Origin of the sequence: Variovorax endophyticus (assembly GCF_025376855.1) — a bacterium.
Classification (GTDB): domain Bacteria; phylum Pseudomonadota; class Gammaproteobacteria; order Burkholderiales; family Burkholderiaceae_C; genus Variovorax.
Window position 1 is genome coordinate 39,951 of record NZ_JAHUTH010000006.1, and the last position, 12,541, is coordinate 52,491.

Annotated in this window: 9 protein-coding genes; 7 read left to right on the plus strand and 2 right to left on the minus strand. The window is 70.5% G+C overall.

Annotated features, from left to right (window positions below; genetic code table 11):
- The first annotated feature begins 86 nt into the window (after positions 1 to 86).
- The 6 genes from dalD (at position 87) to xylB (ending at position 6,508) form a co-directional block, all read left to right on the plus strand.
- Positions 87 to 1,469 (plus strand): D-arabinitol 4-dehydrogenase, encoded by a 1,383-nt coding sequence (gene dalD / locus KV106_RS09560; protein WP_261210125.1) that lies wholly within the window; start codon positions 87 to 89, stop codon positions 1,467 to 1,469.
- A complete protein-coding gene (locus tag KV106_RS09565) occupies positions 1,466 to 2,254 on the plus strand; it encodes an L-iditol 2-dehydrogenase (protein ID WP_261209671.1) in 789 nt (262 codons plus the stop codon). Before dalD ends, KV106_RS09565 begins: the two co-directional genes overlap by 4 nt.
- A gap of 113 nt (positions 2,255 to 2,367) precedes the next feature.
- A complete protein-coding gene (locus tag KV106_RS09570) occupies positions 2,368 to 3,039 on the plus strand; it encodes a transaldolase family protein (protein ID WP_261209673.1) in 672 nt (223 codons plus the stop codon).
- A 23-nt stretch (positions 3,040 to 3,062) separates the two neighbouring features.
- Positions 3,063 to 4,013, plus strand: coding sequence for a carbohydrate kinase family protein (locus tag KV106_RS09575; protein ID WP_261209675.1), 951 nt, complete (start codon positions 3,063 to 3,065; stop codon positions 4,011 to 4,013).
- A 47-nt stretch (positions 4,014 to 4,060) separates the two neighbouring features.
- Positions 4,061 to 5,014 carry an AraC family transcriptional regulator gene (locus KV106_RS09580; protein WP_261209677.1) on the plus strand — a complete coding sequence of 318 codons (954 nt, stop codon included), beginning with the start codon at positions 4,061 to 4,063 and terminating at the stop codon, positions 5,012 to 5,014.
- Positions 5,015 to 5,050: 36 nt separating this feature from the next.
- Entirely contained in the window at positions 5,051 to 6,508 is a 1,458-nt protein-coding gene (gene xylB, locus KV106_RS09585) for a xylulokinase (RefSeq protein WP_261209679.1), read from the plus strand.
- Positions 6,509 to 6,522: 14 nt separating this feature from the next.
- On the opposite strand, the gene KV106_RS09590 is transcribed toward xylB, so the two are convergent.
- Complete coding sequence (locus KV106_RS09590; protein WP_261209681.1) at positions 6,523 to 10,185, minus strand: indolepyruvate ferredoxin oxidoreductase family protein; 3,663 nt, start codon at positions 10,183 to 10,185, stop codon at positions 6,523 to 6,525.
- Positions 10,186 to 10,276: 91 nt separating this feature from the next.
- Between KV106_RS09590 and KV106_RS09595 the strand changes: the two genes are divergently transcribed.
- Positions 10,277 to 10,792 carry an Lrp/AsnC family transcriptional regulator gene (locus KV106_RS09595; RefSeq protein WP_261209683.1) on the plus strand — a complete coding sequence of 172 codons (516 nt, stop codon included), beginning with the start codon at positions 10,277 to 10,279 and terminating at the stop codon, positions 10,790 to 10,792.
- An 84-nt stretch (positions 10,793 to 10,876) separates the two neighbouring features.
- Here the strand turns inward: KV106_RS09595 and groL are convergent, their stop codons facing one another.
- A complete protein-coding gene (gene groL / locus KV106_RS09600) occupies positions 10,877 to 12,529 on the minus strand; it encodes a chaperonin GroEL (protein ID WP_261209685.1) in 1,653 nt (550 codons plus the stop codon).
- Positions 12,530 to 12,541 lie beyond the last annotated feature (12 nt).

The window sequence follows — 12,541 nt, forward strand, 5'->3', positions numbered from 1 at the left end:
CTCTCTCGTTTCACTCTTCCTCTTCCGGGACATTCTTCGTGACTCTCGCAGCAGCACCCCTTCCACCCGCTCCCTCGGAGTTCACGGTGCTCCACCTCGGCCTCGGGTCCTTCCACCGGGCGCACCAGGCGGTCTACCTGCAGCGGCTGATCGACGCGGGCGACACGCGCTGGTCGATCTCGGGCGCCAACATCCGGCCCGACATGGCCGAGGTCGTCGAGGCGCTGCGCGCCCAGGGCGGCCGCTACACGCTCGAAACCGTGTCGCCCGCGGGCGAGTACCGCTACGAGCAGATCGAGGCCATCCGCGAGGTGCTGCCCTACGAGCCCTCGCTCGCCGGCCCGATCGCGCGCGGCGCCGCGCCGTCGACGCGCATCGTCTCCTTCACCGTCACCGAGGCCGGCTACTACCTCGACACCAAGGGCCGGCTCGACCTGTCCTTCGCCGACCTCGCTGCCGACATCGCGCGTGCCGCCAAAGGCGAGGCGGGTGGCGCGGGCGTGACCATCTACGGCGCCGTCTGCGCGATCCTGCGCGCGCGCAAGGCGGCCGACGCGGGCCCGCTCACGCTGCTGAACTGCGACAACCTGCGCCACAACGGCGAGCGCTTCCGCGCCGGCCTGCTCGAGTTCATCGAGCGCGCGGGCGATGCCGAGCTGCTGGCCTGGACGCAGGCCAACACCCGCTGCCCCAACGCCATGGTCGACCGCATCACGCCGCGCCCGCCGCCCGAGCTGCGCGCGCGCGTGCAGGCCGCCACCGGTCGCGACGACGCGGCCGCGATCACCGGCGAGAGCTTCATCCAGTGGGTCATCGAGGACGACTTCGCGGCCGGCCGCCCCGACTGGGCGCGCGTGGGTGTCGAACTGGTCGACTCGGTGCAGCCCTACGAGGAAGCCAAGATCCGCATCCTCAACGCCACCCACAGCTGCATCGCCTGGGCCGGCACGCTGGTGGGGCTCGGCTTCATCCACGAGGGCACGCACGACGCCGCCATCCGCCAGATGGCCTTCGACTACGTGAGCGACGACGTCATTCCCTGCCTGAGCCCGAGCCCGATCGACCTCGCGGCCTACCGCGACGTGGTGCTCGACCGATTCGGCAACCCCGCCATCCGCGACACCAACCAGCGCGTGGCAGCCGACGGCTTCTCGAAGATCCCTGGCTTCATCGCACCCACCGTGCGCGAGCGGCTGGCCGCTGGCCAGCCCATCGACAGCGTGGCGATGCTGCCCGCGCTGTTCCTGGCCTTCCTGCAGCGCTGGCACCGCGGCACCTTGCCCTATGCCTACCAGGACCAGGGCATGGACGAAGCCGTGGCGCATGCGATCTGCGATGCGGCCGACCCGGTCGCCGCGCTGTGCGCGGACGCGGGCCTGTGGGGCCCGATCGCGGGCGATGCGCGGCTGGTCGATGCGGTGCGCCGCGCGAGCGGGCGTGTCGCGAGTTTCATCGGCGACAAGGCATGAACACCCGGCTGCAGGATCGCCATGTGCTGCTGACCGGCGCGGGCGGCGGCATCGGCCTGGCGGTCGCCGAGGCCTGCATCGCCGAGGGCGCGCGCTGCAGCGTGGTCGATCGCGCGGCCGCGCCCTCCGAGGCGGTGCGCGCGCTGCAGCAGCGCCATCCCGATCGCCTGGCCTACATCGCGGCCGACGTGACCGACATGCAGGCCATCGCGCGCCTGCTGGTCGAGGCGCAGGTGGCCTTCGGGCCGATCCACGTGCTGTTCAACAACGCCGCCGTGTTCGATCTCGCGCCGCTGCTGGACAGCGACGAGGCCTCGTTCGACCGCCTGTTCGCCGTCAACGTGAAGGGCATGTTCTTCGTCATGCAGGCCGTGCTGCGCCACATGGTGGAAGCCGGCACCCGCGGTGCCTCGGTCATCAACATGGCCTCGCAGGCGGGGCGGCGCGGCGAGGCGCTGGTGTCGCACTACTGCGCCACCAAGGCCGCCGTGATCAGCTACACCCAGAGCGCGGCGCTCGCGATGGCGCCGCACGGCATCCGCGTCAACGGCATCGCGCCCGGCGTGGTCGACACGCCGATGTGGGACCAGGTCGACAGCCTGTTCGCCCGGGCCGAGGGACTGGCCCTCGGCGAGAAGAAGCGGCGCGTGGGGCTCGAGGTGCCGCTGGGCCGCATGGGCCTGCCGGGCGACATCGCGGGCGCGGCCGTGTTCCTGGCCAGCGACGAGGCGCGCTACATCACGGCGCAGACCTTGAACGTCGATGGCGGCAACGTCATGAGCTGAGGTGGCGATGCACGCTGCAGCGAAGTCAGGAAAGTATCGGAGCGCTTGCCTTCCTTGCGGTGAAGCGCGGGCCGCCCGGTGAGAAGATAGCCGGCCCCCGCCGCACGCGATCCATGAACGACGATTTCCATCTCTACCTCGACAGCGCCGACCTCGCGGAGTTGCGGGCCTGCCTGCCGCACCCGGTCGTCCATGGCGTGACGACCAACCCGACCTTGCTTCGGCGCGCCGGTGTCGGTCGCGCCGACGTGCCCGGCCTGCTGCAGCGCTGCATCGAGCTGGGTGCGCGCCAGGTGCAGGCTCAGGTGTACTCGAGCGAGGTCGACGGCATGCTCGAGGATGCGCGCTCGCTGCTGCCGAAGTTCGACGCCGGCCAGCTCGTCGTCAAGATTCCCGCCACGCGCCAGGGCCTGGTGGCCGGCGCGCGGCTGATCGCGCAGGGCGTGCCCGTGACCTGGACCGCCGTCTACGCGCCCGAGCAGGCGCACTTCGCGGCGCAATTGGGCGCGGCCTATGCGGCGCCGTACCTCGGGCGGCTCGAGGATGCCGGCCAGGACGGGCTCGCGCTGATCGCGCGCATGCAGTCGCTGGTCGCGCAACGGCCCGCGTCGGGCACGCGGCTGCTGGTGGCGAGCATCCGCTCGCGCGAGGCCTACCTGTCGCTGCTCGCGCTGGGCGTCGGCGCCATCACGATCCCGCCGCGCCTGTTCGCCGAACTGCTCGACCATCCCGCCACCTTGGCCGCCGAACGCGGCTTCCTGGACGACGCTGGCGCCCTGAACTGACCGAAGAAAATCCTTTCTCCACCATGCGCATTGCACTCACGGGCGAAGCCCTGATCGATTTCACCGCCAGCGAGGCCGGCGCACTGGCTTTCCTCGGCCACGAGGGCGGTTCGCCGCTCAACACGGCCGTGGCCTGCGCGCGCCTGGGCCAGCACACGGGCTTCTTCACGCAGCTGTCGACCGACCTGTTCGGCGAGCGGCTGATGGCCTTCCTCGAACGCAATGGCGTCGACACCGGCTTCATCCTTCGCAGCAGCGCGCCCTCGACCCTGGCCTTCGTCGAGCGCACGCCGCAGACCAACCGCTATGCCTTCTACACGCACGGCAGCGCCGACGCGACCTGGGCGCCCGAGCCGCTGCCGCAGCTGCCGGCCGACTGCCGCTTCCTGCACTTCGGCTCGATCTCGCTGCTGCAGGAGCCGGCCGCGACGCGCATCGCCGACCTCGTGAGCGCCAACGCGGGCCGCTGCGTGATCGTGTTCGATCCCAACGTGCGGCCCAGCCTGATCCCCGACCTCGCGGCCTACCGCCTGCGAGTCGCCAACTGGTTCGCGATGGCCGACCTCGTGAAGCTCAGCGACGAGGATGCCGCGCTGTTGGCACCGGATCGCCCGGTCGATGCGCTGGCCACCGAGATCCTGGCCGCGGGCGCGCGCGCCGTCATCGTCACGCGCGGCGGCGAGGGCGCCACGCTGTGGCGCGCGGGCAAGGCGCCGCTGTCGGTGGCCGCGCCGCGCGTGCAGGTGGTCGACACCATCGGCGCCGGCGACACCTTCACGGCCGGCCTGTCGGTCGCGCTGCTCGACCAGGGCGTGGAGCACCGCGACCAGCTCGCGGCGCTCGGCGACGACGGCTGGCGCGCGGTGATGCGCTTCGCCGCCACCGCCGCGGCCCTGAACTGCACCCGCGAGGGTGCCGATCCACCGGTGCTGGCGGCCGTGCAGGCGGCGCTGGCGCAGGGAGACAATCTCTAGCACCCTTGCATTGGCAGCGGGCGCGGCCCGCCAGCGAGCATGCAGCCATGACCACCACCACCCGCAAGCGTTCGATTCCCCGCCAGCGCCAGCCCGAGCTGGAGCGCGACTTCGCGCGCTCGCCCTCGCTGGGCTACGAGGCGCCCGAGGAGACCGGCCTGGTGCGATGCCTGGCGCATGGCTTCCCGAGCCCGCTGGTGCGCTGGCACTTCCACGAGGACTACGAGCTGCACCTGATCACCGAGACCTCGGGCAAGGCCTTCATCGGCGACTGGATCGGGCCGTTCCAGCCCGGCCACCTGGTGCTGTGCGGCCCGCGGCTGCCGCACAACTGGATCTCGCTCGACGTGCCCGAAGGAGGTGCCGCCGGGCGCGACCGCGTGATCCAGTTCCGGCACGAGCCGATCGAGCAGGCCGCGGCGCAGATTCCCGAGCTGCGCGAGGTCATGCAGCTGCTCGAGCGCGCGCGCCACGGCATCGAGTTCTTCGGCCTCTCGCAGCAGGCGCAGCGGCACTGGGACGACATCAAGGCCGCGCGCGGCGTGCGCCGGCTCGGGCTGTTCCTGGGCTTCCTGGCCGACCTCGCGCAGTGCACCGACTACCGGCTGCTGTCGAGCGTGCAGATGCAGGGCGCGCAGGGCGCCGATGGCGATGCGCAGGTCGACCAGATCAACGGCATCGTCAACCGCATCACCAACAACATGACCGAGCAGCTCTCGATGGCCGACCTGGCCGCCGAGCTCGGCATGAGCGAGAGCCGCTTCAGCCGCTTCTTCCGGCGTTCCACCGGCAACAGCTTCACCGACTTCGTCAACCGCGTGCGCATCAACAGCGCCTGCCACCTGCTGATGCAGACCGACCATTACGTGACCGACATCTGCTACCAGGTCGGCTTCAACAACGTGGCGAACTTCAACCGGCGCTTTCTCGAGATCAAGGGCATGACGCCCAGCGAGTTCCGCCGCCAGGCCGACACCCGCTTCGGCAACGGCATGGCCTGAACGCCGCCTTTCATCCAAACCCACCGGGAGCTTCTCTTGTATCTGGGACTCGACCTCGGCACGTCCGAGCTCAAGGCGCTGCTGCTCGCCGACGATCACCGCATCGTCGGCGTGGCGCGCGCATCGCTGACCGTGGACCGGCCGCATCCGCTGTGGTCCGAACAATCGCCCGCGCAATGGTGGCAGGCGCTCGAGCAGGTGATGGCGCAGCTGCGCGTCGACCAGCCGGCGGCGCTCGCGCAGGTGCGCGCCATCGGGCTGTCGGGCCAGATGCACGGCGCCACGCTGCTCGACGCGGCCGGCGAGGTGCTGCGCCCGGCCATCCTCTGGAACGACGGCCGCAGCGGCGCGCAGTGCGAGGCGCTGACGCGCGCGGTGCCGCGCCTGGGCGAAATCGCGGGCAACCTCGCGATGCCGGGCTTCACGGCGCCCAAGCTGCTGTGGGTGCGCGAGCACGAGCCGGACATCTTCGCGCGCGTGGCGCGCGTGCTGCTGCCCAAGGACTGGCTGCGCTTCATGCTGAGCGGCGAGGCGGTCGGCGAGATGTCCGACGCGGCCGGCACGCTGTGGCTCGACGTCGGCGCGCGCGACTGGTCCGACGAGCTGCTCGCGGCCACCGGCCTCGTGCGGGCGCAGATGCCGCGGCTGGTGGAGGGCAGCGAGGTCTCTGCCATGCTGAAGCCCGCGCTCGCCGAACGCTGGGGCTTGGCTGCGGACGTGAAGATCGCCGGCGGCGCGGGCGACAACGCCGCCAGCGCGGTCGGCATGGGCATCGTGGAGCCGGGGCAGGGCTTCGTCTCGCTCGGCACCTCGGGCGTGATCTTCGTCGCCTCCAGCCGCTTCGAACCGAATCCCGCGCAGGCGGTGCATGCCTTCTGCCATGCGCTGCCGGGCCGCTGGCACCAGATGTCGGTGATGCTCTCGGCCGCGAGCGCCGTGAGCTGGGCCTCGCGGCACCTGGGCTTCGGCGACGAGGCCACGCTGCTGGCGGCGGCCGCGCGGCTCGACGACGCGGCGCGTGCGCGCGCGCCGATCTTCCTGCCCTACCTGTCGGGCGAACGCTCGCCGCACAACAACGCGAACGCGCAGGGCGTGCTCTTCGGGCTCACGCAGGCGCACGGCGCCGACGACATCGCCTATGCCGTGGTCGAGGGCGTGAGCTTCGGCCTGCGCGACGGGCTCGACACGCTGGCGCGGCCCGCGGGCGCGCTGGCGCTGGTGGGGGGCGGCGCGCGCAGCAGCTGGTGGGCGCAGCTGCTGGCCGACATCCTCGAGGTGCCGCTGACGCTGGCCGAGGGTGGCGAGGCCGGTGGCGCGCTGGGCGCCGCGCGGCTGGCCTGGCTGGCCGACGGCGGCGCGATCGCCGCGGTCTGCACCGCGCCCGCGGTGCGGCAGCGCTTCGATCCGAAGGCCGAGGCCGCTGCGGGGCACCGCGCGCGGCATGCGCGCTTTCGCAAGCTCTATCCGCTGCTGCGCGCGTCCTTCGAGGCCTGAGTGCCTCCGCGGCCTCAGTGCGCCGCGACGATCGCGATGCCCTTGATCTGCCCCGCGGCCTTGGTCGAGGCCGGCGCCGGATAGCGCTGCGGCCGCAGGCGGTGCAGCAGTTCGGCTTCGCGCGCACGCGCCAGCGCGAGGTTGCCGATCTTCACGTGGCCGTAGCCGCGAATCGTCATCGGCAGCGCGGCGATGTCGGCCAGCAGCTTCTGGTCGGCGGCCGCCATGTCCTGCGCCAGTTCGTCGAGCCGGGCCTCGAAGTGGGCGATCAGCTCGCGCTCCAGCCGCCGCTCCTGCGTACGGCCGAAGGGATCGAAGGGCGTGTGGCGCAGCGCCTTGCCGTGCGCGAGCAGGCGCATCGCGGGCAGCATCCAGGCGCCGAAGCGGATCTTGCGCGGGGCCTGGCCGTTCTTCGGCGGTGCGAGGAAGGGCGGGGCCATGTGGAACTCGAGCTTGATCTTCTCGCCCTCGAACTGTTCCATCAGGCTGCGCTGGAAGCTGCCGTCGGTGTACAGGCGCGCCACCTCGTACTCGTCCTTGTAGCTCATGAGCTTGAGCAGGCTGCGCGCCGCGTTGCGCGTGAAGGGCAGCGAGGCATCGCCGCCGAGCGCCGATTCGCGCTGCTGCAGCGCGCGGATGCGGGTCTCGAAGCGCCGCGCCCAGGCGGCGTTCTGGTAGCCCGAGAGATGGGCCACGCCGCGCGCGACGATGGCCTCGAGGTCGTTGCCGTCGGCCGCGTTCGCGAGGTCCATCGTCGACGCGGGCTGCAGCGTGTCGCCCAGGCGCTCGAGCCCTTCGGGATCGGCCGCGGCCATGCGGCCCAGCGCGAAGGCCAGGTGATTGGCGGCGACCGCCACGCCGTTGAGTTCGATGGCGCGCATCAGCGCCTCGAAGCCCAGCGGCACCAGGCCGAGCTGCCACGCATAGCCCACGGCGAGGATGTTGGCGGCCAGCGTGTCGCCGATGAACTCCTCGGCCAGCGCCTGCGCGTCGAAGGTCTTCACCTGTTCCTCGCCGGCCGCGAACTGCAGCTTCTCGAGCAGCAGGTCGATGTGCAGCTCGGCGTCGGGATTGCGCAGCGACTCGGCGACCGGGATCTCGTGCAGGTTCGCGAGGATGCGCGTGCGGCCGTGGCGCACGGCCTGCAGCGCCTCGGGCGAGGCGCCGACGACGAGGTCGCAGGCCAGCACGGCATCGGCCTGCTGGGTGTCGATGCGGGCCTGGTTCAGGCGCTCCGGATGGCTCGCCATGCGCACGAAGCTCAGCACCGAGCCGCCCTTCTGCGCGAAGCCCATGAAGTCGAGCACGCTCGCGGCCTTGCCCTCGAGGTGCGCGGCCATCGCGACCAGCGCGCCCACGGTCACCACGCCGGTGCCGCCGACGCCGGTGACCAGCAGGTCGTAGGGCGCGTTGTCCCAGTCGTGGCCCGGGGGCTGCGGCAGCGCGGCGGCGCGCGCCAGCACGGCGTCCTTCTCGCGCTGCAGCGCGCCGGCCTTGCGGCGCAGCGAGGCACCGGTGACGCCCACGAAGCTCGGGCAGAAGCCCTGGGCGCAGGAGTAGTCCTTGTTGCAGTGGGTCTGGTCGATCTGGCGCTTGCGGCCCAGCGGCGTCTCGTGCGGCACCACCGCCACGCAGTTGCTCTGCACCGTGCAGTCGCCGCAGCCCTCGCACACCGCCTGGTTGATGAACAGGCGCTTGGGCGGATCGGCGAGCTCGCCCTTCTTGCGCCGGCGGCGCTTCTCGGCGGCGCAGGTCTGCTCGTAGATCAGCACGGTGACGCCCGCCACCTCGCGCAGCTCGCGCTGCACCGTGTCGAGGAGGCTGCGGTCGTGGAAGCCGGTGCCGGCCGGGAAGCGGTCCTTCTGGCCGTCGTACTTGCGGATGTCGTCGCTGACCACCACCACGCGCGCCACGCCTTCCGATTCGACCTGGCGCGCGATCGCGTCGACGGTGATCACGCCGTCCACCGGCTGGCCGCCGGTCATCGCGACCGCGTCGTTGAACAGGATCTTGTAGGTCATGGTGGCCTTGGCCGCCACCGCCTGGCGGATCGCCAGGTAGCCCGAGTGGTAGTAGGTGCCGTCGCCGAGGTTCTGGAACACGTGCGGCACGCGCGTGAACTTGGAATGCGAGATCCAGTCCACGCCTTCGCCGCCCATCTGCACCAGGCCCGCGGTGCCGCGCTCCATCCAACTGGCCATGAAGTGGCAGCCGATGCCGGCGCGCGCGGTCGAGCCCTCGGGCACCTTGGTGCTGGTGTTGTGCGGGCAGCCGGCGCAGAAGTAGGGCAGGCGCTTCACGGCATCGCTGGCGTTGGCCAGCAGGTCGGGCGGCGTGAAGTCGCGCACGCGCTCGGTCGGGCGGCCGATGCCGTCGGCGCCGCCGACGTGGCGCTCGAGCCATTCGGCCACGCGCTCGATCAGCCGCGAGGGCCGCAGCTCGCCGAGCGCCGAGATGAAGGGGCGGCCGTCGCGGTCGTGCTTGCCGACCAGCGCCGGGCGTGCGTCGGCCGGCGCGTTGTAGAACATGTCGCGCAGCTGGCTCTCGACGAAGGCGCCTTTCTCCTCGATCACCAGCACCTCGGCCAGGCCCGCCGTGAAGGCGCGCATGCGCGTCTGCTCGAGCGGGAAGCTCAGGCCCACCTTGTAGATGCGCACGCCGGCCGCGGCCAGGCGTTCGGTCGGGATCTCGAGCCGGCGCAGCACCTCCATCAGGTCGTAGTGGGCCTTGCCGCAGGTCACGATGCCGACGCGCGCCTCGGGGCTCTCGACCGCCACGCGGTCGATGCTGTTGACGCGCGCGAAGGCGGCCACCGCCTCGTGCTTGTCGGCCAGCCGCGACTCGATGCGCAGCGAGGGCAGGTCGGGCCAGCGGTAGTGCAGGCCGTCGGCCGGCGCGCGGTGGCCGGTGGCCTCGCGCACGCCGTCGGCATCGAGCCAGGCGGCGCTGCGCGCGAGGATCAGGTCGAGGTCGACCGTGCTCGAGCTCTCGACCACCTCCGACAGCGCCGGCATGCCGACCCAGGTGCCCGAATAGCGCGAGAGCGCATAGCCGTAGAGCCCGAACTCCACCAGCTCGGCCACGTTGGCCGGCTGCAGCACCGGCATGCCCCAGGCCGCGAAGGCCTGGTCGGACTGGTGCGGCATCGACGAGGACACGCAGCCGTGGTCGTCGCCCGCCACCACCAGCACGCCGCCGTTGGGCGAGGCGCCGTAGGCGTTGCCGTGCTTGATCGCGTCGCCCGCGCGGTCCACGCCCGGGCCCTTGCCGTACCACATGCCGAACACGGCCTCGACCTCGCGCTCGGGGTCGGACTCCACGCGCTGGGTGCCGAGCACCTGGGTGGCGGCCAGCTCCTCGTTGATGGCGGGCACGAAGCGCACGCCCTCCTGCTCGAAGCGGCTGCCGGCCTTCCAGATCGCCTGGTCGACCATGCCGAGCGGCGAGCCGCGGTAGCCGCTGACGAAGCCGCGGCTGTCGAGGCCGCGCGCGGCATCGCGCTGGCGCTGCATGCACAAGAGGCGCACCAGCGCCTGCGTGCCGGTGAGAAAGACCACGCCCGAGCTCGCCCAGAGGTTGTCGGCGAGCTGGTAGCCCGGACGGGCGAGGGTGGTCGTGGCGGCGGTTTCGGCGGCGCGGGTGGGGGCTGCGGCCGAAGAGAGGTCATTCGAATTCATTGCGAGATTGTTGTTCTCGCTCAGGAGGAATATTCTCTTGAATCACTACAGGGTGACCCTGTAATCAGGAATATCCATCTCGAAAATCGCCATGAACGACGAATTCATTCCTCTCGACCATCATTCGCTGCGCATCCTCGACGAACTGCAGCGCGACGCGCGCCAGACCGTGCAGCAGATCGCCGACGCGGTGGGACTGTCGCCCACGCCCTGCTGGCGCCGCATCAAGGACATGGAGGCCAGCGGCGTGATCCGCGGCTACACGGTGATCGTCGACCGCGAGAAGGTGGGGCTGAACCTCGCGGCCGTGACCGAGGTGAACCTCGACCGCCACAGCGAGGCCAAGGTGCGCGACTTCGAGCGTGCGGTGGCCGCGAGTCCGCAGGTGGTGCGCTGTGCCTCGGCCACCGGGCCGGCCGACTACATCCTCACGGTGCTGGTGCCCGACATCAAGCACTACGAGCAATTCCTGCACACCACGCTGTTCGAGCAGGCCGGCGTGACGCACGTGCGCTCGGCGATCGTGCTGCGCGAGGTCAAGGCCGATGCGCCGCTGCCGATCGACATGGCGTCGACCGCGGCGGGGCCGAGACGGCGCTCGAAATGAAAAAGGCCGGGGCGAACCCCGGCCTTCTTCGTGTCTGGACGACCCGCCCGCCGAACGCCGAAGCGCTCGCCGGGCGAGAGGCAATTACATGCCCATGCCGCCCATGCCACCCATGCCGCCCATGTCGGGCATGCCGCCGCCGGCAGGAGCTTCGTCCTTCGGAGCGTCAGCCACCATGGCTTCGGTCGTCAGCAGCAGCGAGGCCACCGAGGCGGCGTTCTGCAGCGCGGTGCGGGTCACCTTGGTCGGGTCCAGGATGCCCAGCTCGAGCATGTCGCCATACGAGTCGTTGGCGGCATTGAAACCGTAGTTGCCCTTGCCGGCCAGCACCGCGTTCACCACCACCGAGGCTTCGCCGCCGGCGTTGTTCACGATTTCGCGCAGGGGGGCTTCGATGGCCTTCAGCACCAGCTTGATGCCGGCGTCCTGGTCGGCGTTGTCGCCCTTGACCTTGTCGCCCACGGCTTGCTTGGCGCGCAGCAGGGCCACGCCACCACCGGCAACCACGCCTTCTTCCACTGCAGCGCGGGTGGCGTGCAGGGCGTCTTCGACGCGAGCCTTCTTTTCCTTCATTTCGACTTCGGTGGCGGCGCCGACCTTGATCACCGCAACGCCGCCGGCCAGCTTGGCCACGCGCTCTTGCAGCTTTTCACGGTCGTAGTCGCTCGTGGCTTCCTCGATCTGCACGCGCACTTGCTTCACGCGGGCTTCGATGTCGGCAGCAGCGCCGGCGCCGTCGATGATGATGGTGTTTTCCTTGCCCACTTCGATGCGCTTGGCCTGGCCCAGGTCGGCCAGCGTCACCTTCTCGAGGGTCAGGCCGACTTCTTCGGCGATGACCTTGCCGCCCGTCAGAATGGCGATGTCTTCGAGCATGGCCTTGCGGCGGTCGCCGAAGCCAGGCGCCTTGACGGCCACGACCTTCAGGATGCCGCGGATCGTGTTCACGACCAGCGTCGCCAGGGCTTCGCCCTCGACTTCTTCGGCAATGATCAGCAGCGGACGACCGGCCTTGGCGACTTGTTCCAGCGTGGGGAGCAGGTCACGGATGTTGCTGATCTTCTTGTCGAACAGCAGCACGAAGGGGTTGTCGAGCAGCGCCGATTGCTTCTCGGGGTTGTTGATGAAGTAGGGCGACAGGTAGCCGCGGTCGAATTGCATGCCTTCGACGACGTCCAGTTCGCTGTCCAGCGACTTGCCGTCTTCGACGGTGATCACGCCTTCCTTGCCGACCTTGTCCATCGCGTCGGCGATGAGCTTGCCGATGGTTTCGTCGCTGTTGGCCGAGATCGAGCCGACTTGAGCGATTTCCTTCGACGTGGTGGTGGGCTTCGAAGCCTTCTTCAGCTCTTCGACCAGGGCCGTCACGGCCTTGTCGATGCCGCGCTTCAGGTCCATCGGGTTGATGCCGGCGGCCACGTACTTGAAGCCTTCGCGCACGATGGCTTGTGCCAGCACGGTCGCGGTGGTGGTGCCGTCACCGGCGTTGTCCGAAGTCTTGGAAGCCACTTCCTTCACGAGCTGGGCGCCCATGTTCTGCAGCTTGTCCTTGAGTTCGATTTCCTTGGCGACCGACACACCGTCCTTGGTCACGGTGGGGGCGCCGAACGAGCGCTCGAGCACCACGTTGCGGCCCTTGGGGCCCAGGGTGACCTTGACCGCGTTGGCCAGGATGTTCACACCCTCGACCATGCGTGCGCGGGCTTCACCGCCGAAGACTACGTCTTTTGCTGCCATGTTCTATTACTC